The following is a 24,631-nucleotide window of genomic DNA, read 5'->3' as shown; positions in this document are numbered from 1 at the left end:
TCCTACATTTTTTGTTATCGGTTGCCGCCGCGGTTTCCGCCACCGCCACCGCCACCGCTGCGATTACCGCCACCGCCACCGCCGCCGGGACGGCCACCGGGACGACCGCCCGGACGCGCACCGCCGCCGCCGCCGCCGCCCGGCGCGCGATTGCCACCGCCGCCGCTACGGTTGCCGTTGGCGCCACCACCGCTGGCGCGGTTGCCACCGCCACCACCGGCTGCGCGGTTGCCACCGCCACCACCGGCTGCGCGGTTGCCGCCGAAGCCGCCACCGCCACCCGGGGCGCGGTTGCCGCCACCACCGGGCGCGCCGCCCGTGCGAGGACCGCGATTTCCTTCGGCCCGGCCCGGACCACCCTGGCCCGACGCGCGATTGCCGCCGCCGGCACCCGGGCCGCCGCTGCGGCCGGCTGGACGCGGACCACGGTTGCCCGGTGCGCCGCCCGCTGCGTTCCCGCCTCCGGTGCGGCTGTCGCCGGCAAACCAGGTGCGTGGCGACGGCAGTTCCTGGCCCGGCGCGACACGACGCGAGCGCTGGCCACCGGCCGCGCCGCCACCGCCCCGCTCGGGACGGGCGACGTTGCCGTTCACTTCGCGACGCGGAGCGCCCTGGCCACCACCACCACCACCGGCGCGACCACGACCACCGCCGGCGCCACCACGGCCGCCACGCGGGTTGTCGTCACGCAGGCGATCGAAGGCAGTGAGCTCACGTGCTTCGTCGTGGCGACCCGAACTCCAGGCTCCCGCCGGACGGCCGTCCGGCTTGTATTCGGTCACATGACGCGGGGCGCGACGCTGGTGCACGACGGCACTCAGGGTGAGTACCGCGCCCGGGGCGCCGAGACCTGCGCGCGTGCGCAGCTCCTTGATCGCGGCTTCGTCGAGGTTGTCGCTGTCGCCGCGGCGCAGGGCGCGCGGCAGTTCCACGGTGCCATAGCGAATGCGCTTGAGGCGGCTGACCAGGAAGCCCTGCGAGTCCCACAGGCGACGGACTTCGCGATTGCGGCCCTCGCGAATGGTGACGCGGAACCAGCTGTGGCTGCCGCCGCGGCTGATGGTGGCGATCTCGTCGAAGCGGGCGGGGCCGTCTTCGAGTTCGACACCGGCCTTGAGGCGTTCGATGGTTTCGTCGGGCACTTCGCCGTGGACGCGGCAGAGGTATTCGCGTTCGAGGCCGCTCTTCGGATGCATCAGCGCGTTGGCGAGTTCGCCATCGGTGGTGAGCAGGAGCAGGCCGGTGGTGTTGATATCCAGGCGACCCACGGCGACCCAGCGCGCACCCTTCAGGCGCGGCAGCTGTTCGAACACGGTGGGACGGCCTTCGGTGTCTTCGCGGGTGGTCACCACGCCTTCCGGCTTGTGGTAGACGATCACCTCGGCGTCGTTGCGGTTGTCGGTGGCGACGACGAACTGCTTGCCGTCGAGCACCACGCGATCACCGGCATGCACGCTGGCGCCGATGGTGGCGACGGTGCCGTTGACTTCGACCTCGCCTGCCTGGATGCGCTGCTCGAGCATGCGGCGCGAGCCGAGGCCGGCGTTGGCCAGGACCTTGTGCAGGCGCTCTTCGAGCACGGCACCATCGTCGGGACGGCCTTCGCCGCGCTTAAGGGATAGAACGGAACGTTGCGGCGCACTCATGCGCGTGACTCCTCGGTATCTTCTTCGGCGTCGTCTTTATTGACGTCGCTTTCGGGGTTCTCTGCCTCTTCGGCAGTGGCGGAAGCCGCGGCGACGTCGTCGCCGGCAGGCAGCTGGTTCGCGACCTCGACCGTGTCGTCCTCTGCGGACGGGGTCTCGGTGGCGGGTGTCTCTTCGATCGTCATGGCCTCGGCCACGACATCATCGGTGTCTTCGGTATTCGCGGGGCTTTCGTTGTCCGGATCGGTCGACAGGGTCAGGCCGACGCGGGCGTGCGCGGGGATGCCGTCACCATCGAACCGCATCTGCGGGTTGATGTCCTCGAGGTCGCGGATCTCGGAAAGTGGGGGCAGGGCGTCCAGCGACTTCAGGCTGAAGTAGTCGAGGAACCCCCTCGTGGTGCCGAACAGGGCCGGTTTGCCCGGTACATCGCGATGGCCGACGACGCGGATCCATTCGCGTTCCTCGAGCGTCTTGATGATGTTCGAGGAAACCACGACGCCGCGGATCTGTTCGATCTCCGGGCGGGTAATGGGCTGGCGGTACGCGATGAGTGCCAGCGTTTCGAGCAGGGCGCGGGAATAGCGGCTGGGCTTTTCTGCCCACATTCGCGACACCCAGCCATGCACGCCCCGACGGACCTGGTAACGCCAGCCCGAAGCGACTTCAATCAATTCGACGCCGCGACCGTCGCAGTCATGCGTCAGGGAGGCAAGCGCGACCACGATGTCGTCCGTGGTGACCTCGTCCTCGTCGCCGAAGATCGCCATCAACTGCGCGATCGTCATCGGCTGGGTCGACGCCAACAGCGCCGCTTCCACGATGGGTTTCAGTTGTTCGGGTTGCATAGGCCTTCGGTGGTTCGATGTTCGCGGCCCTCAAGGGCCTTCAGGCGAGCGCCTCTTCGGGCTCGGCATCACTACTGAGTACCTTCGTCTTCAGATAAATCGGCCCGAGGGCTTCTTCCTGGACGATCTCGACGAGCATTTCCTTGGCCAGTTCGAGCATGGCAAGGAAGGTGACAACGACCCCGAGTCGACCTTCCGTCACGTCGAACAGTGTTTCAAAACGGTGGAACCCGCCGCGACCCAGGGATTCGAGCAGGTCGCCCATGCGCTGGCGCACACTGAGCGGTTCGCGCTGGATCGCATGGTGCGTGAACAGGTCGGCACGACCGAGCACGTCCTTGAGCGCGAGCAGCATCTCCTTGAGATCCAGCGGCGGCGGCACGCGCACCACGTTGTGTTCGCCGACGAAGGCATGCACCACGGTGGTATCGCGTTCCAGGCGCGGCATCTCTTCGATATCGGCCGCGGCCCGCTTGAACCGTTCGTACTCCTGCAGGCGGCGAACCAGCTCCGCGCGCGGGTCGTCCTCTAATCCTTCCTCGGTCGGCGGCCGGGGCAGCAGCAACCTGGACTTGATCTCCGCGAGGATTGCGGCCATCAGCAGGTATTCCGCCGCGAGCTCCAGTCGCATGACCTCGCGCATCATGTCGATGTAGTCCATGTACTGCCGGGTGATTTCGGCGACAGGGATGTCGAGGATGTCCAGGTTTTGCCGACGAATCAGGTAGAGCAGCAGGTCGAGCGGCCCTTCGAACGATTCGAGGATGACCTCGAGTGCGTCCGGCGGGATGTACAGATCCTGCGGCATTTGCAGCACAGGCTGCCCGCGCACGAGCGCGAGGGGCATTTCCTGCTGCTGCGGGACACCTGCGAAGGCACCCTGGGCTTTTTCGACTACCTGAACTTCGGTTGTCTCGTTAGTCATCGGCACACGTCAGAAGGGTCGCGAGTGCGACCAGGAACGTAACAATCGATGCCGTCCGGCGGCTATACCGCCACCTCGCCCGGCATGCCACGCATCGTCGCCGACGAGCGAAGGGCATTGCCGCTGGACACCCCAGGAGGGTCACCGCCTGTGAAAGATCGTCGGGAGCGGTCCGCTGCCGGTCCCAAACCACGGACCGGTGAGGGCGCGACGCCCGAATAAGTTCACCCGATTGAGCACAGGGTATCGCCTGCGCCCGCCCAAGTCCAGCGGCCCGCCTGCCGGGCGCCCTGCGGTTCCGGCACAATATCGCTCATGCAGCAGGCCCCCCGCGCGATCATCCATGTCGACATGGACGCTTTTTATGCGTCCGTGGAGGAACTGGACGATCCCAGCCTGGTCGGTAAGCCGGTGATCGTGGCCGGACTGGGGCGTCGGGGGGTGGTTTCCACGTGCAACTACGTGGCCCGCACGTACGGGGTCCGTTCGGCCATGCCCACCTCGGAAGCGCGCCGCCGCTGTCCGGACGGCATCTATATCTTCCCCCGGCACGCGCGCTACGCAGAAATTTCGGAGATCGTCTTTACGGTGTTCGGCGAGGTCACGCCGATGATCGAGGGCCTCTCGCTGGACGAAGCCTTTCTCGATGTCACCGCCAGCCTCCGCCTGTTCGATTCGATCGAGGCCATTGGCCGCAGGGTCAAGGAGGCCATCCGTGAGCGCACCGGCCTGAATGCCTCGGTCGGCATGGCGCATAACAAGCTGCTGGCCAAGCTAGCCAGTGAGCTGTCCAAGCCGGACGGCTTCCTGCACATCCATCCCGAGGAAGTGCAGGGCTACCTGGATCCCCTGCCGATCGGGCGCATGTGGACCGTGGGCAAGGTGGCCGAGGAGGCCTTGCACAAGGTTGGCGTCCGGACCATCGGCGACCTGATCCGCGCGGATGCCTGGCGGCTGAACAAGTCCGTGGGTGAACGTCATGCCGCCCAGCTGCGGCAGTTGTGTCTCGGTGAGGACCGGCGTGCCGTGGTGACGGACGCGCCGGAGGTATCGATCGGTTCGGAATGGACTTTCGACATCGACGTGGAAGAGCTGCCGATCGCCGAGGCGTGGCTCCTGCGCCAGTGCGAGCGGGTCGGCGCGAGGGCCAGGTCGCGTGGCGTCGACGCGCGCACGGTGTCCGTAAAACTGCGCGAGCCTCCTTTCGTCACCCACAGCCGCCAGGCGCAATTGCCCGTTCCCGGCAACGCTACGCCCGATATTTATGCGGTGGCACGTCGCTTGCTTCACGTCTGGTGGAATCAGCATCCACGGCCGAGGCTTCGACTGCTCGGCGTGACGCTTTCGGGGTTCGATGCCCGGCACGGTGATGAACAACAGGACATGTTCGCCGCTCCGGTCTCGGAAAAACGCTCCGATGGCGTGCAGGACCGGATCAACGAGCGCTTCGGCGCCGGAGCCCTGGTCCGCGCGGGTGTACTGAAGACGCGCGGCAGCGAGTGACTGCGCTAATGTGTCCGTTTGTGACACGTAGGGTAAGTCGTGCGGGGTGCGGTCGTGCCGAACTCGACGTATAAGGTCCAGCAGGAATCGGAATGGATGGGAATGCAGATGTCTGACAAGGAGAGTCCAAACATGCGCTATCGCCACGCGCGAATGAAAGTACAGACCGCGGTGCTGATGAGCCGTGGCGGCGAGGCACACCCCACCGACCTGGTCGACATCTCGGCGACCGGTGCCATGTTGCGCCGCCCGCTCGGCTGGCGCGGCGAACCCGGCCAGACCTGGATTCTGGACATGGTGTTTGGCCATGACCTGCATATTCATATGGAAGCGATGGTGGCGCGCGTTTCCGCGCGTCAGATCGGGATGGCCTATACGCTGATTCCCGAGGACAAGCAGGCGCCGTTATGGGAGCTGCTTGGTGGGTACGCGGATACGCTTGAGGCGTGGACGGACGAGTGATCGCCAGCACCCATCGCCGCTGAAGCGGCTCCCACACAAGGCCTGCGCAGGCGCTTTTTGTGGGAGCCGATTCATCGGCGATGTGGGAGCCGATTCATCGGCGATGGGTGTCCAAGAAAAACCCCGCTCAAGGCGGGGTTTTTCCTTTGATCAGGCCATCGCAGCCCTGATCAAACCTGTGCAGCCTTCCGCTTCGCCCGGTCCTCATCACGCAACTCGCGTCGAAGAATCTTGCCCACATTGGTCTTCGGCAGCGTGTCGCGGAACTCGATCTGCTTCGGCCGCTTGTAGCCGGTGAGGTTTTCGCGGCAGTACTCGCGGAGGATCTCTTCGGTAAGCGCCGGATCCTTGCGGACGACGAAGATCTTCACCACTTCGCCCGAGTGCTCGTCATCGACGCCGACCGCGGCGACTTCGGCCACACCGGGGTGGGCCATGACAATGTCTTCGATCTCGTTCGGGTACACGTTGAAACCCGACACCAGGATCATGTCCTTCTTGCGGTCGACGATGTAGACGTAACCGTTTTCGTCCATGCGGGCGATGTCACCCGTACGCAGCCAGCCGTTGGCGTCGAGTACCTGTGCGGTTTCTTCGGGACGGTTCCAGTAACCCTTCATCACCTGCGGGCCCTTGATGCACAGCTCGCCCACCTCGCCGATGGGTAGCACCTGGCCGTCGTCCGTCCAGATCTGTACATACGTCGAGGGAATCGGCAGGCCGATCGAGCCGTTGTATTCCTTCAGGTCCAGCGGGTTGATGCAGGCTGCCGGCGAGGTCTCGGTGAGGCCATAAGCCTCGGCAAGCGTGATACCCGTGGTCTTCTTCCAGCGCTCCGCCACGCTGCGCTGCACGGCCATGCCGCCACCGAGCGAGAGGTGCAGGGCGGAGAAGTCGAGATCCGCGAAGCCCGGTGTATTGAGCAAGCCGTTGAAAAGCGTGTTCACGCCGGTGATGGCCGTAAAGCGCTCCTTCGAGAGCTCCTTGACGAAGCCCTTCATGTCGCGCGGGTTGGTGATCAGCAGGTTCAGCGCGCCCATGCGCGTGAAGACCAGGCCGTTCGCCGTCAATGAGAAGATGTGATACAGCGGCAGCGCGGTGACGATGATTTCCTCACCGGGCTTGGCCGAGCCGCTGATCCATGCGTCGGCCTGGAGCATGTTGGCGACCATGTTGCGATGGGTGAGCATCGCGCCCTTGGCGACGCCGGTGGTGCCACCGGTGTACTGCAGGAAGGCGATATCGTCGTGGCCGACGTCGGTCTTCGGCATCGGGTGCGACTTGCCGCGGGCGAGGGCGTCCTTGAAGCGGACGGCCATCGGAAGCTTGTAGGCCGGCACTTCCTTGCGAACAGACTTCACCACGAAGTTGATGATGTTCCCCTTGGGGAACCCGATCATGTCGCCCACCGCGGTGGTGATGACGTTCTTCACCTGGGTGCCGTCCAGCGCCTTCTCGGCGGTGGCGGCGAAGTTGTCGAGGACGACGAGCGCCTTCGCACCGGAATCTTCCAGTTGGTGATGCAGTTCGCGCGTGGTGTACAGCGGATTGGTGTTCACTACGGTCAGGCCGAGGCGCAGGGCGCCGAACAGCACGATCGGATACTGCAGCAGGTTCGGCAGCATGATGGCGAGGCGGTCGCCCTTCTTCAGGCCGAGTTCGCCGGACAGGTAACCTGCGAAAGCCGTCGACAGTTCGTCGATCTGCCCATAGGTAAGGACCTTGCCGAAGTTCTTGTAGGCAGGGCGGTCACGAAATTTCTGAAAGGACTCTTCGAAGACGGCCGCCACGGAGCGGTACGCGTTGACGTCGATGTCGGCGGGAATGCCGGCCGGATAGTGGTCAAGCCACGGACGCTCAATGCTCATGGATCGGACGAACTCCTTCAAAGGGCCGTCGTACGGCGGCCTGTCGTACGATCGCGGCATTGGAGCATACGCGCGCGTATAGCGGCAAGCCGCAACGCAACGAGACAGCACAAGGGATAACACGATGTCGAAAGCCTGGATAGCGCTGGCATTTCTGCTGACGGCGGCGGTCGCCGGCTGCCGGCACACGCCGGATGAGGAGCAGGTGCGCAAAGCCATCGCGACGACGGTCGCGGGGGCGGAAGCGGGCAAGGCGAGCGACACCGTCGAAGCGCTCACGGACGACTTCGATGGCGACGCGGGTCAGCTCGACAAACGGTCGCTGGGCAACCTCGTGCGCGCTTATGCGCTACGGGGGCAATCGATCCGCGTCCTGATGGGGCCCACGACCCTCGAGCCGCGTGGCGATCGGATGGTCGCGACATTCACCGTGACGCTGGCGGCGGGTGCGGGGGTGCTGCCGGATGACGCCGGGGCGTACCAGGTGGAGACGGGCTGGCGGAAGGAGAGCGGCGAGTGGCGCTGCTTTACCGCTTCCTGGAAAAAAGCACTTTAAGAGCATCGCCGCTGAAGCGGCTCCCACAGAGGGGTTAGCGGCTCCACAGGGGGAAGCAGGTCCCACAGGGGGTAAGCAGGTCCCACAGGGGGGAAGCGGGTCCCACAGGGGTAAGCAGGTCCTGTGTGGGAGCCGCTTCAGCGGCGATGGCCAGGTTGTCGCAAGATCCATCGCCGCTGAAGCGGCTCCCACAAAAAGCGGGCCCACCTGGCCCACACAGACAGGCACAAAAAAACGCCCCGGTTTCCCGGGGCGTTTTTCAGGGCTGCTTAAGCAGCCTTCGCCAGCTGGCGAAGCACATACTGCAGGATGCCGCCGTGGCGGAAGAACTCGCGCTCCTTCGGGGTCAGCAGGAGCACCTTCACGGTGAACTCCTTGACCGAACCGTCCAGACGCGTGGCCTTGACCGTCGCCGTCTTCGACTCGCCGCCGTTGAGGCCGGTGATGTCGAACACTTCGTCGCCCTTCAGGCCGAGCGTCTGCGCGTTCTCGCCTTCCTGGAACTGGCAGGGCAGCACGCCCATGCCGACCAGGTTGGAGCGGTGGATGCGCTCGAAGCTCTCGGTGATCACGGCCTTGACGCCGAGCAGCAGGGTGCCCTTGGCAGCCCAGTCACGCGACGAGCCGGTGCCGTATTCCTTGCCGGCCAGGACCACCAGCGGCGTGCCGTCGGCCTTGTACTTCATGGCGGCGTCGTAGATCGCCATTTCTTCGCCGGTCGGGATGTACTTCGTGAAGCCACCCTCGACGCCGTCGAGCATCAGGTTCTTGATGCGGATGTTGGCGAACGTGCCGCGGACCATGACGTCGTCGTTGCCGCGACGCGAACCGTAGGAGTTGAAGTCCTTCGGCTCGACGCCCTTGGAGATCAGGAAGCGACCCGCCGGGGAGTCCTTCTTGATCGAGCCGGCCGGCGAAATGTGGTCGGTGGTGATCGAGTCACCGAAGATGCCCATGGCGCGCGCACCGTGGATGTCCTCGATGGTGCCGGCTTCGGCGGTCATGTTGTCGAAGTAGGGCGGGTTCTTGATGTACGTGGAGTCGTCCCAGGCGTAGGTCTGGCCATCCGGCGAAGCGATGGCGTTCCAGCGGCTGTCGCCCTTGAACACGTCGGCGTAGCTGTCCTTGAACATCTGCGGATTGATCGCACCGGCGATCGCATCGGAGACTTCCTTGTTGGTCGGCCAGATGTCCTTGAGGTACACCGGCTGGCCATCGCTACCGTTGGCGATGGGATCCTTCGTGAGATCGATGTCGAGCGTACCGGCCAGCGCGTAAGCGACGACCAGCGGCGGCGACGCCAGGTAGTTCATCTTCACTTCGGGGTGCACGCGGCCTTCGAAGTTACGGTTGCCCGAAAGCACCGACGCCACGGCGAGGTCGCCCTCGGCGATGCCCTTGCTGATTTCAGCGGGCAGCGGGCCGGAGTTGCCGATGCAGGTGGTGCAGCCGTAGCCGACGACGAAGAAGTTCACCTTCTCCAGTTCCTCGAGCAGGCCCGTCTTCTTCAGGTATTCGGTGACGACCAGCGAGCCTGGTCCGAGCGAGGGCTTGACCCACGGCTTGGAGGTGAGGCCACGCGCGGCCGCCTTCTTCGCGACGAGGCCGGCGGCGAGCATGACGGCCGGGTTGGAGGTGTTGGTGCACGAGGTGATCGCGGCGATCACGACCGAGCCGTCGTTGATATGGAACTGCTTGCCGTCCTTCTCGACCAGCACGCCTTCGCTCTTGCTGACGGTGTTGGCCGGGTTGCCGACGGCGGTGGCGCCACCTTCATTGCTGAAGCTGTCGACGTCGTCGCCGTTCTTGCGCTTGCGGTTCGCCGTGAGCGGACCGACGGCGTCGAGGAAGCTTTCCTGCACGCCTTCGAGCAGCACGCGGTCCTGCGGACGCTTCGGGCCGGCCATGGACGGACGCACGTCGGCGAGGTTGAGCTCGAGCGTGGTGGTGAACTCGGCTTCCGGGGTATTCGCGTCGTACCAGAGGCCCTGTGCCTTGGCGTAGGTTTCGACCAGGGAAATCAGGGCCTCGTCGCGACCGGACAGGCGCATGTAGTTCAGCGACTCCTGGTCGATCGGGAAGATGCCGCAGGTGGCGCCGTATTCCGGAGCCATGTTGGCGATGGTCGCGCGGTCGGCGAGCGGCAGGTTCGGCAGGCCTTCGCCGAAGAACTCGACGAACTTGCCGACGACGCCGAGCTTGCGCAGCATCTGGGTGACCGTGAGGACGAGGTCGGTCGCGGTCACGCCTTCGCTCAGCTTGCCGGTGAGGCGGAAGCCGACGACCTGCGGGATCAGCATGGACGACGGCTGGCCGAGCATGGCCGCTTCGGCCTCGATACCACCCACGCCCCAGCCCAGTACGCCCAGGCCGTTGATCATGGTGGTGTGCGAATCGGTACCGAAGACGGTATCCGGATAGGCGAAGGATTCACCGTCGACGTCGGCCGTGAAGACGACGCGCGCGAGGTTCTCCAGGTTCACCTGGTGGACGATACCCGTGCGCGGCGGCACGACCTTGAAGTTGTTGAACGCCTTCTGGCCCCAGCGCAGGAACGAGTAACGCTCCTGGTTACGCTCGAACTCGATCTCGACGTTCTGTTCCAGCGCGCCTTCCGAACCGAACGCGTCGACCTGCACCGAGTGGTCGATGACCAGTTCGGCCGGCGCCAGCGGGTTGATCTTGTTCGGGTCACCGCCGAGCTTGGCGACGGCATCGCGCATGGCGGCCAGGTCGACCACGCAGGGCACACCGGTGAAATCCTGCAGGACCACGCGGGCAGGCATGAAGGAGATTTCGATCTCCGGCTCGGCCTTGGCGTCCCACCTGGCCACCGCCTCGATTTCCTTCGAGGTGACGTTCAGGCCGTCTTCCTGGCGGAGGAGGTTCTCCAGCAGGATCTTCATCGAGTAGGGCAGGCGCTTGATGTCGAACTTTTCGCCGAACTTGGCCAGGCTGGCGATGGTGTGGCGCTTGCCGTTGACTTCGATGCTGTCTCGGACTGAGAACGAGTCTTTCATGCTGTACTCCTGGCGTGTTCTTAAGCTGGGGAGGCCTGACGCCCCCTGGGGGACGCCAAAGCGTCGATTATCGCGCAGTCTGGCCTCCACTTGCGACCGCCATGAGACCGGTGTCCGGCTAGAATGGCGGGTTCGTGGCGCAGCATGCCGCGCGAATTCGGCGGCGAAAGGATGGAGCGGGCGGACGATGGGCGCAAACGTATTTGATGGCACGCAGCGTTCGATGATTTCGATGGCCCTGTCATCGGTGTCGTTGCGCGACCTCGCGCTGGTCCAGGCCGTGGCCCGCGAAGGCAGCTTCAACAGCGCGGCCCGCGCCATGTACATCAGTCCGTCCGGCCTCTCGCACCAGGTGCAGAAGGTGGAGCAGGCCCTGGGCATGCCGCTGTTCGAGCGCGGCGGCCGACGCGTCGTGCCGACCACCAGCGGCCAGCGGCTGCTCGGCTACATCGAGGCCGTGCTGGGCGCGGCCGAACATCTGGAGCACGCGGCCCGGGCCGGAGACATCGCTTTCGGCAGCGAGTTGCGGCTCGGCGTGCCCTCCACGCTGGGGCCATACCTGCTTCCGCATTTCATCGAGCCGTTTCCTTTGCGCTTCCCTGGGGCCCGGCTGACCATTTCCGAGGGCAAGCCCCGGGGGCTGCTTCGGCGCCTTCAGGAAGGTGAGCTCGATGCGGTGCTGGCGCCGCCGAGCGCCACGATCACCGGGCTTGAATCGACGGCGCTCTTCTTCGAACCCTATGAATTGCTCTTGCAGGCGGGCCACGCGCTGGCCGGCCGTAGCGCCATCGCCCTCACCGAGCTGGATGCCGCCGACGCCACGCTGATGGCGGAAAGCCACGGCAATGGCGTGTCGGACCTGGGCATGCCGGGAGCGGCACGTCCGGAGCGTATCCAGGACCTTAGTATCGAAAGCCTGGCGACGCTGGTCGCCTTGCGTGGGGGCTATACGCTGGTTCCTATCCTCGCCCACGATCGGCTGGGGTCGATTCCCAACGTCGTGCTGGCGGCAGTGCTGGGCGCGCGGCCGGGGCGGCATATCGCGTTGTACTGGCGCAGCGCTACGCCGTGGCGGGACGATCTCGCGCGGTTTGGTGCTTTGTTGCGGGAGCTCGCCGGGACGATTCCGGGGCTGGATGCCGCCGCTTCATAAGGTATCGCCGCTGAAGCGGCTCCCACAAAGAGCCGTCATGCCCTGTGGGAGCCGCTTCAGCGGCGATGGGAGCTGCGGCAAACTGGCTATCGCCGCTGAAGCGGCTCCCACACGAAGCGGCTTCCACACGAAGCGGCTTCCACACGAAGCGGCTCCAACGGAGGGCCGGCGATGTCTCAGCCGCCACCTTCCAGCGTCGACCCCGTCAGCAATCCACGCGCCAGCATCGCGCACTGCTTGCGATAGATCAGCAGGTGCCACTGTCGCCCACCCAGCTGATGCCAGAGCACGGCCGAGCGCGCGGCGGCGAGCAGGGCAGAGCGCACCCGATCCACATTCGCCTTCTGCTGCAGATGGGCCGGGGTACCGGTAACCATCACGCGCGGCTTCAATGTCGACAGTGTCGCGGCATACACCTCGGCCAGTCGCGCGGTGACATTCGCGTGGTTCATGCCGAAGTGCTCGACCTGGCGCTGCGTCGCGATGACGCCTTCACGCAGGCGGTCGAGCACGGGACGGTTGCGCGACAGTGAGCGCTCGAGGCGCAACACGGTGATCGCCATGCGCATCACGGCGACGTCGCGGGTTTCGTCTTCGAATTGCGCGACCAGGGTACGCAGGCCGCGGCGCACGCCGCCCACGCCGCCGTAGACCGAGACCACCGAGTCGGCGTCGATGCGGAAGACGCTGGCGAGACTGGCCTCGAACGCCACCTCGTCGCAGCGGCCATCAGTGGCCAGCTGCTGGGCCAGGGCGGCGCCCTGGAAAACCCCGGCGAGAGCAAGGACGCGTTCTTCGTTCATGAATAAAGCTCAAAAGGGAAAGAGGGTTCATGCTGTTGTAGGAGCCGATTCATCGGCGAATGAGGAAATGCGGGAGCCGCTTCTGCGGCGAAAAGCCAACGAAGCGAAGACGCTGCAACGCCCATCGCCGATGAATCGGCTCCCACAGGGGCGCGGCATCGGCTCATGTGACGAGGCCGCCGTAAGGGGCGTCGGTGGCGTCGATGACCGCGCCGCCGAGACAGACCTCGCCGTCGTAGAGCACGACGGACTGGCCCGGTGTCACCGCGCGCTGTGGTTCGTCGAAGGACACGTGCAGCGTACCGTCGCGCAGTTCCACGGTGCAGGCCTGGTCGGCCTGGCGGTAACGGGTCTTGGCGGTGCAGCGGAAACCGGTGCCCGAGGGCTCGACGCAGGTGGCAGGCGCTTCGCCGGCTACCCAGGTCACATCGGTAGCCGTGAGTCTCGATGACTGCAGCCACCGATTCTCGCCGCCCTGGGCAACGATCAGCGTATTCGTGGCGACCTCCTTGCCGACGACATACCAGGGTTCGTTCGGCGCGTCGGCCCGGCCACCGATGCCCAGGCCGTTGCGCTGACCGAGCGTGTAATACATCACGCCCTGGTGCTCGCCGATGACACGGCCGTCCGGATCGACCATCGGACCGGGCTTCGCCGGGAGGTACTGGGCAAGGAAGGCGCGAAAGTCGCGCTCGCCGATGAAGCAGATGCCGGTCGAATCCTTCTTCGCATGCGTCGGCAGCCGGGCCTCGCGGGCCAGTTCGCGGACCAGCGGCTTCTCGATCTCGCCGACCGGAAAGAGCGTGGCGGCGAGCTGTTTCTGGCCCAGCGCGTGGAGGAAGTAGCTCTGGTCCTTGGCGGCATCCACCGCGCGCAGCAGTCGGTAACGCTCATCCAGGAAATCCACGCGCGCGTAATGCCCCGTCGCGATCTTCTCCGCGCCCAGGGCCTGTGCGTGCTCAAGGAAGGTCTTGAACTTGATTTCGCGATTGCAGAGCACGTCCGGGTTGGGCGTGCGGCCGGCCGCGTATTCGGCCAGAAAGTAGGCAAACACGCCGTCCCAGTACTCGCCGGCGAAATTGCGGGCGTGAAACGGGATGCCCAGGCGGCCGCAGACCGCCACGGCGTCCTTGCGGTCGTCGTCGGTCGTGCAGGGGCCGGATCGGTCGTCTTCCTCCCAGTTCTGCATGAACATGCCTTCGACCTCGTGCCCGGCCTGCTGAAGCAGGAGGGCCGCGACCGAGGAGTCCACACCGCCGGAGACGCCGAGGATCACTTTCACGGTGCCGCGCCGGGAAGCAGGCTTTCCACCGTATCCAGCGGCAGGCGCCGGCCGTCGAGCCAGGCATCGATGGTCGGGAGGATCAGTGGGCTGCGCAGGCGCGCTCCCAGGGCCTCGATCTCGTCCCGGCGCAGCCACAGGGCGCGCTGGATGCCTTCATCCAGTGTTCGCTCGGGGTCGTAGGAGAGGACATGCCCGGCAAAACTGAAGCGCAGCACCTGCTCGCCGTGCTCATGGCTGGTCCATTGCCAAACGCCGAGGAAGGCGTCCAGGGCGATGTTATGGCCGGTCTCTTCCAGGGTTTCACGCACGGCGGCGGCCTGGAGCGTTTCGTTCGGATCGAGGTGGCCGGCGGGCTGGTTGTAGGCCAGTTTGCCAAAAATCTCTTCCTCGACGATCAGGAAGCGATCGGCGCGCGCGACCACGCATGCCACCGTGACACGGGGGCACCAGACGTTTTCGGCCTGAGAGAGTGAGGAAGGCATCGGCTTTATGGGGGAGGGGCTCTGGTAAAAGGCATATTGTGCCATTACCTGTGGATGTCGACCCCAAAGCGGTCGGGAAACCGGTGTATATAATCGAATCGCGTACCGAAGGTTCTTAATTAATGTCCCAGGAACACGAACACGATCAGGAAAGCGACCGCGGCCACGGCCTCGCCATTGAAACAACGCGTCCGGAGACGGCGCGACCGCCGCTTTTCCAGGTTGTGCTGCTCAACGACGATTTCACCCCGATGGATTTCGTGATCGAGGTATTGCGCAGCTTTTTTGGCATGGACCAGGAACGCGCGGTCCAGGTGATGCTCCACGTACACACCCGAGGCAAGGGCGTGTGCGGCGTCTTCACCCGCGAGGTGGCAGAAACGAAGGTGACACAGGTCAACGAATACTCACGGTCTCACCAGCACCCGCTGTTGTGCACTATGGAAAAGATGTAGGCGATGCCCCATTTGGTGTTCATGCGGCATTGACAGGGGCTGGTCCCCGCCGCCCACAGCTAATCGGAGACGGTCCGTATGTTCAGCAAGGATCTCGAAGTCACCATCGGGCACTGCTACAAGCAGGCCCGGGAACAGCGTCACGAATTCATGACGGTCGAGCACCTGTTGCTCGCCTTGACTGAAAATACCTCCGCCCTGGCTGCCCTGCGCGCCTGTGGCGTCGATCTGCCGCGCCTGGCGGCCGATCTCCAGCGGATCATCGCCGAGACCGTACCGGTGCTTCCGGCCGGGGACGAGCGCGATACGCAGCCCACGCTGGGCTTCCAGCGGGTGCTGCAGCGCGCCGTCTACCATGTGCAGTCCTCGGGTCGTAAGGAAGTCACCGGCGCCAACGTGCTGGTCGCGATCTTCGGCGAAAAGGACTCCCACGCGGTCTATTTCCTGCATCAGCAGGAAATTACGCGCCTGGACGTGGTCAATTACATCTCGCACGGCATCGCCAAGATCGGCGACGAGTCGGCAGCCCAGTCGTCCAGCCCCGAGCGGGATGGCGAGGAAGGCGGTGAGGGTAAGGGTAATCCGCTCAGCGAATACGCCAGCAACCTGAACGAACTTGCCATCCAGGGCAAGATCGACCCGCTCATCGGCCGTGAGGACGAAGTCGAGCGGACCATTCAGGTGCTCTGCCGCCGGCGCAAGAACAACCCGCTCTATGTCGGTGAAGCCGGCGTGGGCAAGACCGCCCTGGCGGAAGGTCTTGCCAAGCGCATCGTGGAAGGCCAGGTGCCGGAAGTGCTGGAAGACTGCACGATCTGGTCGCTGGACCTCGGCGCGCTGGTTGCCGGGACCAAGTACCGCGGCGATTTCGAAAAGCGCCTCAAGGCAGTCATCGCCCAGCTCAAGAAGCAGCCGAACACGATCCTCTTCATCGATGAGATCCATACCATCATCGGTGCGGGTTCCGCGTCGGGCGGCACCATGGACGCCTCCAACCTGATCAAGCCGATGCTGGCGTCGGGTGAGCTGCGTTGCATCGGCTCGACCACGTTCCAGGAATTCCGCGGCGTGTTCGAGAAGGATCGCGCGCTGGCTCGTCGCTTCCAGAAGATCGACGTGGTCGAGCCCACCGTGGCCGATTCCATCGAGATCCTGAAGGGCCTGAAGAGCCGCTTCGAAGAGCACCACTCCGTCGAGTACACGGGTGAGGCCCTTCGCGCCGCGGTGGACCTCTCGGTCAAGCACATTCCCGACCGCCTGCTGCCGGACAAGGCCATCGACGTGATCGATGAAGCCGGTGCCCGCCAGCGCCTCCTGCCGGAGGACCAGCGCACCGGTAAGGTCGATGTGGCCGAGATCGAGTACATCGTGGCCAAGATGGCGCGCATTCCGACCAAGCAGGTCTCGGCGTCGGATCGCGACGTGCTGCGTAACCTCGAGCGCAACCTGAAAATGGTCGTGTTCGGTCAGGATGCGGCGATCGAAGCCCTGGCTTCGTCGATCAAGATGGCGCGTTCAGGCCTGGGCGATCCGTCCAAGCCGATCGGCAGCTTCCTGCTCGCCGGCCCCACGGGTGTCGGCAAGACGGAAGTAACCAAGCAGCTCGCCATGCAGCTGGGTATCGAGATGGTTCGCTTCGACATGTCCGAGTACATGGAAGCGCATTCGGTCTCGCGCCTGGTTGGTGCACCCCCGGGTTATGTCGGCTTCGACCAGGGCGGCCTGCTTACCGAGCAGATCACCAAGCACCCGCACTGCGTGCTGTTGCTGGACGAAATCGAGAAGGCCCATCCGGACGTCTACAACATCCTGCTCCAGGTCATGGATCGCGGTGTGCTGACGGATACGAACGGTCGCGAGGCCAACTTCAAGAATGTCGTGATCGTCATGACCACGAACGCCGGCGCCCAGCTGGCTTCGCGTCGCGGCATCGGCTTCATGAAGCAGAACCACGCACCAGATGCCATGGAGACCCTGCGCCGCATGTTCACGCCGGAGTTCCGTAATCGTCTCGACGCGATCATCCAGTTCAACGCCCTGGACTTCGACCACATCCTGCGTGTGGTGGACAAGTTCCTGATCGAGCTGGAAGCCCAGTTGACCGAGAAGAAGGTCAGCGTGGACGTGACGCCGGAAGCCCGCCGCTGGTTGGCCGAACACGGCTTCGACCCGCAAATGGGTGCCCGTCCGATGGCTCGCGTGATCCAGGACAAGGTCAAGCGCGCACTGGCGGACGAACTGCTCTTCGGCAAGCTGTCCGAGGGTGGCAAGGTCACGTTGTCGGTCGAAGGCGACGAGCTGCATGTGGAGACGGAGTCGGCGGAGCCGGCGCATGTGACTGCCTGAGGGTTGTCAGGGCCTTGAGTGGCGGTGCCCCCAAAGGTCATCGCCGCTGAAGCGGCTCCCACATGACCTTATAAAACGCACGAAAAAAGGCCGCGCTCTGCGCGGCCTTTCTCGTTCATCGCACCAGACTCGCTTATTTCATGCGGTAGGTGATGCGACCCTTGGTCAGGTCGTAGGGGGTCATTTCGACCTTCACCTTGTCGCCCGTCAGGATGCGGATGTAATGCTTGCGCATACGGCCGGAGATGTGGGCAGTGATGACATGCCCGTTCTCGAGCTGCACGCGGAACATGGTGTTGGGCAGGGTCTCCTGGACCGTGCCTTCCATTTCGATGACGTCGTCTTTTGCCATGTGTTCCGGGTCGGATGAACGGCCGGAATGGCCGCATAAGTCCATTAGTATGCCACAGCCGGCCCTTGCGAGCCAGCCGGGGGGTCAGGCGAACTGCTCGTCGAGCTTCTTCCGGATCTCTTCTTCGATCGCGCCCTTCAGCGGCGAGAGCAGCATGCCCAGCTCGGCCGTGACGTGCACGTCGCTCGGGGATACGGCGATGGCGCCTTTCACGCCCGAGCGCTGGAAGGTGAGGGTGTCGCCTTCCCAGCCACCCTCGGTGCCGAACTTCTCGCGCATGCGCTCAGCCACGCGTTCGACCACGGCGCGCGCTTCGGCGACGGTCTTGCCGTGCGGGCGGCGGATATCGATCTTCGCCATGATTCATCCTCGTCGAATGGAAAGCGCCGGAGTCTATCAGGCCCGTGCATCACGTGACGTCGACACCTTTGCGTTCAAACAGATACCGCACTCTGCTAAAGTCGCTTCGTCAACGTCCCGGTTCCTCCATGCGCATCGAATTCGTCAGCTCGGCTCGCGGTGATTTCCACTGGTCACGGCCCGTCCTCACGATCGGTCGCGCCGACGATAACGACCTCGTCGTATCCGAGAGCCAGGTAGCCGCCAACCACGTCCGTATCCACCGCGACCGTCGCGGCCTGGTGCTGGAGGTGGTGCCCGATGCCGGCCGTGTCTATGTCAATGCACGCCCCGTGCGCGAACGCGCTCTCCTGCGTGCCGGCGACAGCCTATCGCTGGGCGACTGCCGCATGCTTATCCGCGACGATGCCGACCTCGAAGCGCGCGACGTGGCCGAGCCTACCGACGCCCGCTGCACCGTGGCCCTGCGCCCGGTGGCCGGCCCCTTGTCCGGCCGTACGATCCCGGTGGGCGATCGCCTCGAACTGGGCGCCACCCATGGCGCGTTGCCGCTGGAGTTACCCGGCAACGACGCCGCCCTGCTCGTGCTGGCCTGGGACGAGGATGAGCTGATCCTCGATGGCGCGCGCGTTCCCGCCCGCCATGCCGTGCGCGTCAACGGGGTGAAGGTCGTTCGTGCCTCGCTGCAGCCGGGCGATCAGATCGGCCTGGCCGCGCATCGCTTCGTTCTCGACGGGCCGGGCTGGTCCGCCGAACCACCGGTGATCATGGTCGAGCCCGAGCCGGACGAGCCGCTTCCCGAAGATGCGGCCGGCCCACGCGGCGAAGTCTGGTGGTTGATCCTTACCGCGGCCATCCTCGCTTTGGGCATCGCCATGGTGCTGTTCGTCCACTTCTGAGCGGCATAATGCGGGGACCTTCCCCGTGGACGAGACCAAGTGAGCAGAGCCTGGAATTTCAGCGCCGGACCGGCGGCGCTACCCGAAGCGGTGTTGAAGCGCGCACAGGCCGAGATGCTCGACTGGAACGGCACGGGTGCCTCGGTCATGGAGCTGTCTCATCGTGGCAAGCATTTCATGCAGCTGGCCGCCAAGGCGGAAGAGCGCCTGCGCGGCCTGCTTGGCGTGCCGGCCGGCTACAAGGTGTTGTTCCTGCAGGGCGGGGCCACGCAGCATTTCGCCCAGATTCCGATGAATCTCGCCGCCGAAGGCGATAGCGCCGATTACATCGTCACCGGGCACTGGGGCGAGAAGGCTGTGCGCGAAGCGGCGCCTTACATCAACGCGCGCGTGGCCGGCACGTCGGAGGCGGCGCATTATCTTGACCTGCCGCCGCGCGAAAGCTGGACCCTCGATCCCCGCGCTTCGTACATTCACTACACGCCGAACGAAACGATCCACGGCGTGGAGTTCCACACCGTGCCGGACGTGGGTGATGTTCCGCTTATCGCCGATATGTCGTCGAACATCCTCAGCGAACCGGTGGACGTCGCGAAGTTCGGCCTGATCTACGCCGGCGCGCAGAAGAACATCGGTCCGTCCGGCCTGGTCGTCATGATCATTCGCGACGACCTGCTGGCGCGCAAAGGCCGGCCGATGGCGAAGATCTTCCGCTACGCCGAGCATGCGACGAACGATTCCATGCTCAATACGCCGAATACGTGGGGCTGGTATCTCGCTGGCCTTACGTTCGAATGGCTTGAAGCGCAGGGCGGCCTGGTCACCATGGGCGAACGCAACGCGCGCAAGGCGAAAACGCTCTACGACACGATCGACGGCTCTGGCGGTTTCTATCGCAGCCCGGTCGCGGTTCACGCGCGTTCGCGGATGAATGTGCCGTTCACCTTGCATGACAGCGCGCTGGATGCGGTTTTTCTCGCCGAGGCCGAGGCCGCCAGACTGCTTGCGCTAAAGGGACACAAGGCCGTCGGTGGTATGCGCGCGTCGCTGTATAACGCGGTTCCGCAAGAGGCCGTGGATGTGCTGGTGAACTTCATGCGGGACTTTGCAGCAAAGCACGGTTAAAGTCGGGGGTCACCGCAGTGCAGCATAGCTGTTGCGGTGGTAACCGTTTCATTTGTAACCACTTAGCCGCCTGGACGTCCATGAGTAAGACCCCTGCCGACAAACAAGCCACGCTCGTCGAAGCACGTACGCGCATCGACAGCATCGACCAGCAACTGCAGTCGCTCATCAGTGAGCGTGCCCGTTGGGCCCAGCAGGTCGGCCGGGCCAAGGGCCCGTTGAAGGCGGCGGTGGAGTATTACCGACCCGAACGGGAAGCCCAGGTATTGCGCGGCGTGATCGACCGCAACGACGGCCCGCTGCCGAATGCCGAGCTGGTGCGCCTGTTCCGCGAGATCATGTCGTCGTGCCTTTCGCAGCAGCAGCCGCTGAAGATCGGCTTCCTCGGTCCCGAGGGCACGTTCAGCGAACAGGCGGTGCGCAAGCATTTCGGCCACGCCGCGTATGGCCTGCCGCTGGGCAGCATCGAGGAAGTGTTCCAGGAAGTAGCCGCCGGCAACGCCGATTTCGGCGTGGTGCCCGTGGAGAATTCGGGGCAGGGCATGATCCAGATGACCCTGGACATGTTCCTCGTCTCCAAGGCGACCATCTGCGGCGAAGTGGAGCTGCGCGTCCACCAGAACCTGCTCTCACTGAGCGGTGAGCTGAAAGACGTCAAGCGCATCTATTCGCATCCGCAGTCGTTGCAGCAGTGCCAGGCGTGGTTGCGCGTGAACCTGCCGGACGCCGAGCGCGTGCCGGTGTCGAGCAATGCCGAAGCCGCACGCATGGCGCGTCTCGCTCCGGAAGCCGCCGCCATCGCCGGCGAGACCGCCGGCCGCGTCTACGGGTTGAAGACCATTGCCGGTCCGATCGAAGACCGTTCGGACAACACCACGCGCTTCCTCGTCATCGGACGTTCCATCTTTCCGCCCTCGGGTAACGACCGCACGTCGCTGCTCGTTTCGGTGAAGGACAAGCCCGGTGCGTTGTATGACGTACTGAGCCCGCTCGCGCGTCACGACATCAGCATGAACCGCATCGAATCGCGTCCGGCGCATACGGGCAAGTGGCAGTACGCGTTCTTCATCGATGTCTCCGGTCATGTCGAGGATGAAGCGTTGCAAGCCGCACTCGAAGAAATGAAGCCTGCCGCCGCGGATGTGCGCGTGCTCGGCTCCTACCCTGTCGCTTTGCCATGACCGCCGCGTTCGATGCAGCCGCGCTCGCCAACCGGGCGACGTCGGCGTTACGTGCGTACGATCCCGGTCATGATCTGCCGGCGCTGCGCCGGCAGTTCGGCAGCGTGTTGTCCGAGCTCGGTTCCAACGAGAACCCGCTCGGACCGAGCCCGCTTGCCATGCGTGCCGCTACGCGTGTGCTCGAAGAGATCTGGCGTTATCCCGATCCCCTCGGCGCCTCGCTGAAGCTCCGGCTATCGAGCGAACTTGGTGTGCCCGTCTCCGGCATCACGCTGGGTAACGGCTCGCACGAGCTGCTGATGTTACTGGCGCAGTGTTTCGCCGACGCCGAGCACCCGGTGGTGCATTCGCAGTACGGCTTTGCCGTGTTTCCGATTGCCGCCGCCGCGGCAGGCGCGCCATCGGTCGCCGTGCCGGCGTTGCCTGCCGATCACCCGGAAGCGCCGTATGGGCACGACCTCGATGCGATCGCGGCGGCAGTGACGCTGTCGACGCGACTGGTTTACCTCGCCAACCCGAACAATCCGACCGGTACGTGGTTCACCGATGCCGCGCTCGAGGATTTCCTCGGCAAGGTGCCGTCGCAGACGCTGGTGGTGGTGGACGAGGCGTATCACGAATACGTGGACGCGCCGGGCCTCAGCACGGCGATGCACCTGCTCGGCCGCTTTCCCAACCTCATCGTCACGCGCACGTTCTCCAAGGCGTATGCCCTGGCCGGCCTGCGCATCGGCTACATGCTCAGTCATGCGTCGGTCGCCGCCGTATGCGAACGCCTGCGTGAATCGTTCAACGTCAACGGCGTCGCCCTGGCCGCGGCGGAAGCGTCGCTTGGCGATCACGAACATCGGGCGCGTGTCCGCGAGACCAACGCCCGCGACCGCGCGTGGCTGGCCGACGAGTTCACCGCTCGTGGGTTGCGCGTGTTGCCCTCGCAAACCAATTTCCTGCTCGTCGACCTCGGTCGCGACGCGGCTGCCTTCGAAGCGCACCTGTTCGAACGCGGTGTGATCGTGCGTCCGATGGGGGGTTATCGCCTGCCGCATACGGTGCGGATCAGTATCGGTAGCCGTGCCGAGCTACAACGTCTTCTGGAGAACCTGCCATGACCCGCCTGGATTGGCTCAGTCGCGCCGCCGCTGGCCCCCTGCGTGGCGACGTGGTCGTGCCTGGCGATAAATCCGTGTCCCATCGTGCGCTGATGTTCGGCGCATTGGCCGAAGGCACGTCGCACATCCGCGGCTTTCTCGAGGGCGAGGACACGCGCGCCACGGCGGCGATTCTCGGCAAGCTCGGTGTGCGTTTCGAAACGCCCGCCGCGGGCGAGCGCCTCGTTCATGGCGTGGGCCTGCATGGTCTACGCGGAACCGCCGAGCCGCTCGATTGCGGTAACGCGGGAACGGGCATGCGTTTGCTCGCGGGTCTGCTCGCCGGACAGGCGTTCGACTCGACGCTGGTGGGCGACGAGTCGCTGTCGCGCCGGCCGATGCGTCGCGTCACCGATCCGCTCGCGACCATGGGCGCTTCGATCGATACGGACGACGGTAAGCCGCCGCTAAGTATTCACGGTGGCGCGCGGCTCAAAGGCATCACTTATCACCCGCCGGTGGCCAGTGCGCAGATCAAGTCGGCGCTGCTGCTGGCCGGTCTATATGCCGAGGGCAAGACCGAAGTCATCGAGCCCCATCCTACCCGTGATTACACCGAAAGCATGCTCAAGGCTTTTGGCTGGCCGATCGAGTATTCACCCGGCAAAGCCACGGTCGAGGGCGGTCACACATTGCGCGCTGTCGACGTGGACGTGCCGGCGGATATTTCCTCGGCGGCGTTCTTCATCGTCGCCGCGTGCATCGTGCCCGGTTCCGAGCTGCGCCTGAAAGGTGTGGGCCTGAATCCGCGGCGCACCGGCCTGCTAGCCGCGCTGGAGCTGATGGGTGCCGATATCGCCGTGGAAAATGAGCGGAGCAGCGGCGGCGAAGATATCGGTGATCTCGTCGTTCGCTACCGGCGTCTGCACGGCGTGGCGCTGCCACTGGACATCGTGCCGGACATGATCGACGAGTTTCCCGCGCTGTTCGTTGCCGCCGCGGTGGCGGACGGACTGACCACGATTCGTGGTGCCGCCGAACTTCGGGTGAAGGAATCGGATCGTATCGCCAGCATGGCGGCGGGCCTGCAAGCCTGCGGCGTGAAGATCGACGAATTGCCGGACGGTGCGATGATCCAGGGTGGTGCGATCGGCGGTGGTGCGATTGACAGCCACGGCGACCACCGTATCGCCATGAGCTTCGCCATCGCCGGTCTCGTGGCGTCGGCACCGATCACCATCGGTGACTGCGCGAACGTCGCCACCTCGTTCCCCGGCTTCGTGGAACTGGCCAATGGCGTCGGTTTCCAGCTGGAAAGCGCAGGCTGATACATGGCTCCGGCATCGGGAAGGCGCTACGCTTGCCTTCCTGTTACGGATGTCGTCATGGCCGAGAAGATCCCACCGTTCGTCGTCGTGGTGCCCGCGCGCTTCGGCTCCACCCGCCTGCCGGGCAAGCCGCTGCTGAAGATCGACGGTATATCGATGATTCGCCGCGTGGCGACCCGGGCAGGGCAGGCCGGTGCCGTGCAGGTCGTGGTGGCCACCGACGACGACCGGGTCGCCCGCGAGTTGCGCGGCTGCGGAGAGGACATCCTGGTCTGCATGACCCGCGAAGACCACGCCTCGGGTAGCGACCGCATCGCCGAGACGGTCAGTAATTTCGGCTGGCCTGAAGACACCATCGTGGTCAACCTGCAGGGCGACGAGCCCTTCGCGCCGGCGGCCGGCATCCGCGCCGTGGTCGCCACGCTGGCGGGCGACGACGCCCCCATGGCCACGTTGGCCACGCCGATCACGCACGCGGACGAGTTCTTCGATCCGAACATCGTCAAGGTGGTTCGCGCCAGCAACGGCCGTGCGCTGTATTTCACCCGGTCGCCGGCGCCCTGGGCGCGTGATCCCTTCGCCGTAAGCCGGGACAGCCTCCCTGCGGACGTGCCCTTCCTGCGTCATATCGGCATCTACGCCTACCGGGCGGGCTTCATCCGCCGGCTGGCAGCCCTGCCCAGGACGCCCCTGGAGCGGGCGGAATCGCTCGAGCAGCTGCGCGCTTTGGAGCATGGCTACGCCATCTCGGTGCGGCTGACACCCGAACCCTTCCCGCCGGGCATCGATACGGCCGACGACCTGGTCCGGGCGGAGCGTTGGTTGGCCTCGGGCCGCCACTGAGCAGGGTCAGGGTTTCCCTACAACGTGGCGAGGGCGAGCCCTACTCACAGACCCGGCCTGCGCCGGGGGCGCCCGCGAGGGCCAGCCCTTAATCTATCCCTGT

22 protein-coding genes are annotated in these 24,631 nt (G+C 65.1%); 12 read left to right on the top strand and 10 right to left on the bottom strand.

Annotated elements, in window-relative coordinates:
• Nucleotides 1–14: 14 nt before the first annotated feature.
• From C8J98_RS11370 to C8J98_RS11360, 3 genes are read right to left on the bottom strand one after another with little or no spacing between them, the layout of a single operon-like run.
• On the bottom strand, nucleotides 15–1,646 hold the full coding sequence (locus C8J98_RS11370; RefSeq protein WP_107913303.1) for a pseudouridine synthase: 1,632 nt from the start codon (nucleotides 1,644–1,646) through the stop codon (nucleotides 15–17).
• Nucleotides 1,643–2,494 carry an SMC-Scp complex subunit ScpB gene (gene scpB / locus C8J98_RS11365; RefSeq protein ID WP_107913302.1) on the bottom strand — a complete coding sequence of 284 codons (852 nt, stop codon included), beginning with the start codon at nucleotides 2,492–2,494 and terminating at the stop codon, nucleotides 1,643–1,645. The genes C8J98_RS11370 and scpB overlap by 4 nt, the downstream gene beginning before the upstream one ends.
• Nucleotides 2,495–2,534: 40 nt before the next feature.
• Nucleotides 2,535–3,341: a ScpA family protein gene (locus C8J98_RS11360; protein WP_199229897.1), complete on the bottom strand. Its 807-nt coding sequence runs from the start codon at nucleotides 3,339–3,341 to the stop codon at nucleotides 2,535–2,537.
• A gap of 393 nt (nucleotides 3,342–3,734) precedes the next feature.
• Here C8J98_RS11360 and dinB point away from each other — a divergent pair, with 393 nt between their 5' ends.
• On the top strand, nucleotides 3,735–4,922 hold the full coding sequence (gene dinB, locus C8J98_RS11355; RefSeq protein ID WP_107913300.1) for a DNA polymerase IV: 1,188 nt from the start codon (nucleotides 3,735–3,737) through the stop codon (nucleotides 4,920–4,922).
• A 132-nt stretch (nucleotides 4,923–5,054) separates the two neighbouring features.
• Nucleotides 5,055–5,384 carry a PilZ domain-containing protein gene (locus C8J98_RS11350; RefSeq protein WP_343125722.1) on the top strand — a complete coding sequence of 110 codons (330 nt, stop codon included), beginning with the start codon at nucleotides 5,055–5,057 and terminating at the stop codon, nucleotides 5,382–5,384.
• Between the two features lie 170 nt (nucleotides 5,385–5,554).
• Here the strand turns inward: C8J98_RS11350 and C8J98_RS11345 are convergent, their stop codons facing one another.
• Entirely contained in the window at nucleotides 5,555–7,252 is a 1,698-nt protein-coding gene (locus C8J98_RS11345) for an AMP-binding protein (protein WP_107913299.1), read from the bottom strand.
• Nucleotides 7,253–7,376: 124 nt separating this feature from the next.
• Between C8J98_RS11345 and C8J98_RS11340 the strand changes: the two genes are divergently transcribed.
• The gene (locus C8J98_RS11340) at nucleotides 7,377–7,808 is read left to right on the top strand and encodes a hypothetical protein (RefSeq protein WP_107913298.1); all 432 of its coding nucleotides are present in this window, start codon (nucleotides 7,377–7,379) and stop codon (nucleotides 7,806–7,808) included.
• Nucleotides 7,809–8,077: 269 nt separating this feature from the next.
• Here the strand turns inward: C8J98_RS11340 and acnA are convergent, their stop codons facing one another.
• Nucleotides 8,078–10,828 (bottom strand): aconitate hydratase AcnA, encoded by a 2,751-nt coding sequence (gene acnA, locus C8J98_RS11335; protein ID WP_107913297.1) that lies wholly within the window; start codon nucleotides 10,826–10,828, stop codon nucleotides 8,078–8,080.
• Nucleotides 10,829–11,015: 187 nt separating this feature from the next.
• Between acnA and C8J98_RS11330 the strand changes: the two genes are divergently transcribed.
• Nucleotides 11,016–11,981: a LysR family transcriptional regulator gene (locus C8J98_RS11330; protein ID WP_233260197.1), complete on the top strand. Its 966-nt coding sequence runs from the start codon at nucleotides 11,016–11,018 to the stop codon at nucleotides 11,979–11,981.
• Nucleotides 11,982–12,157: 176 nt separating this feature from the next.
• Here C8J98_RS11330 and hflD read toward each other — a convergent pair whose 3' ends face one another.
• The 3 genes from hflD to C8J98_RS11315 all read right to left on the bottom strand — a co-directional run bounded on the left by hflD (nucleotide 12,158) and on the right by C8J98_RS11315 (nucleotide 14,551).
• Complete coding sequence (gene hflD, locus C8J98_RS11325; RefSeq protein WP_107913296.1) at nucleotides 12,158–12,784, bottom strand: high frequency lysogenization protein HflD; 627 nt, start codon at nucleotides 12,782–12,784, stop codon at nucleotides 12,158–12,160.
• A 163-nt stretch (nucleotides 12,785–12,947) separates the two neighbouring features.
• Nucleotides 12,948–14,066 (bottom strand): tRNA 2-thiouridine(34) synthase MnmA, encoded by a 1,119-nt coding sequence (gene mnmA, locus C8J98_RS11320; protein WP_107913295.1) that lies wholly within the window; start codon nucleotides 14,064–14,066, stop codon nucleotides 12,948–12,950.
• On the bottom strand, nucleotides 14,063–14,551 hold the full coding sequence (locus tag C8J98_RS11315; RefSeq protein ID WP_107913294.1) for an NUDIX hydrolase: 489 nt from the start codon (nucleotides 14,549–14,551) through the stop codon (nucleotides 14,063–14,065). The genes mnmA and C8J98_RS11315 overlap by 4 nt, the downstream gene beginning before the upstream one ends.
• A 122-nt stretch (nucleotides 14,552–14,673) precedes the next feature.
• Between C8J98_RS11315 and clpS the strand changes: the two genes are divergently transcribed.
• Together clpS and clpA are read left to right on the top strand one after the other, a co-directional pair.
• Nucleotides 14,674–15,006, top strand: coding sequence for an ATP-dependent Clp protease adapter ClpS (gene clpS / locus C8J98_RS11310; RefSeq protein WP_046966087.1), 333 nt, complete (start codon nucleotides 14,674–14,676; stop codon nucleotides 15,004–15,006).
• Nucleotides 15,007–15,084: 78 nt separating this feature from the next.
• Entirely contained in the window at nucleotides 15,085–17,352 is a 2,268-nt protein-coding gene (gene clpA, locus C8J98_RS11305) for an ATP-dependent Clp protease ATP-binding subunit ClpA (RefSeq protein WP_107913293.1), read from the top strand.
• Between the two features lie 133 nt (nucleotides 17,353–17,485).
• On the opposite strand, the gene infA is transcribed toward clpA, so the two are convergent.
• Together infA and C8J98_RS11295 are read right to left on the bottom strand one after the other, a co-directional pair.
• A complete protein-coding gene (infA, locus tag C8J98_RS11300; RefSeq protein ID WP_019466733.1) occupies nucleotides 17,486–17,704 on the bottom strand; it encodes a translation initiation factor IF-1 in 219 nt (72 codons plus the stop codon).
• Between the two features lie 84 nt (nucleotides 17,705–17,788).
• Nucleotides 17,789–18,064, bottom strand: a complete 276-nt coding sequence (locus C8J98_RS11295) for a polyhydroxyalkanoic acid system family protein (protein ID WP_107913292.1) — start codon at nucleotides 18,062–18,064, stop codon at nucleotides 17,789–17,791.
• 128 nt (nucleotides 18,065–18,192) lie between these two features.
• On the opposite strand from C8J98_RS11295, the gene C8J98_RS11290 reads away from it, so the two are divergent.
• From C8J98_RS11290 to kdsB, 6 genes are all read left to right on the top strand, one after another.
• Nucleotides 18,193–18,963 (top strand): FHA domain-containing protein, encoded by a 771-nt coding sequence (locus C8J98_RS11290; protein WP_107913291.1) that lies wholly within the window; start codon nucleotides 18,193–18,195, stop codon nucleotides 18,961–18,963.
• A gap of 39 nt (nucleotides 18,964–19,002) precedes the next feature.
• Nucleotides 19,003–20,088 (top strand): 3-phosphoserine/phosphohydroxythreonine transaminase, encoded by a 1,086-nt coding sequence (gene serC, locus C8J98_RS11285; protein ID WP_107913290.1) that lies wholly within the window; start codon nucleotides 19,003–19,005, stop codon nucleotides 20,086–20,088.
• Between the two features lie 80 nt (nucleotides 20,089–20,168).
• Entirely contained in the window at nucleotides 20,169–21,269 is a 1,101-nt protein-coding gene (pheA, locus tag C8J98_RS11280; RefSeq protein WP_107913289.1) for a prephenate dehydratase, read from the top strand.
• Nucleotides 21,266–22,378 carry a histidinol-phosphate transaminase gene (gene hisC, locus C8J98_RS11275; protein ID WP_107913288.1) on the top strand — a complete coding sequence of 371 codons (1,113 nt, stop codon included), beginning with the start codon at nucleotides 21,266–21,268 and terminating at the stop codon, nucleotides 22,376–22,378. The genes pheA and hisC overlap by 4 nt, the downstream gene beginning before the upstream one ends.
• Nucleotides 22,375–23,685: a 3-phosphoshikimate 1-carboxyvinyltransferase gene (gene aroA, locus C8J98_RS11270; RefSeq protein ID WP_107913287.1), complete on the top strand. Its 1,311-nt coding sequence runs from the start codon at nucleotides 22,375–22,377 to the stop codon at nucleotides 23,683–23,685. The genes hisC and aroA overlap by 4 nt, the downstream gene beginning before the upstream one ends.
• 57 nt (nucleotides 23,686–23,742) lie before the next feature.
• The gene (gene kdsB / locus C8J98_RS11265) at nucleotides 23,743–24,528 is read left to right on the top strand and encodes a 3-deoxy-manno-octulosonate cytidylyltransferase (protein ID WP_107913286.1); all 786 of its coding nucleotides are present in this window, start codon (nucleotides 23,743–23,745) and stop codon (nucleotides 24,526–24,528) included.
• Nucleotides 24,529–24,631 lie beyond the last annotated feature (103 nt).

Origin of the sequence: Luteibacter sp. OK325 (assembly GCF_003050935.1) — a bacterium.
Taxonomy (GTDB): Bacteria; Pseudomonadota; Gammaproteobacteria; order Xanthomonadales; family Rhodanobacteraceae; genus Luteibacter.
This window is presented reverse-complemented; position numbering and strand designations above follow the sequence as displayed.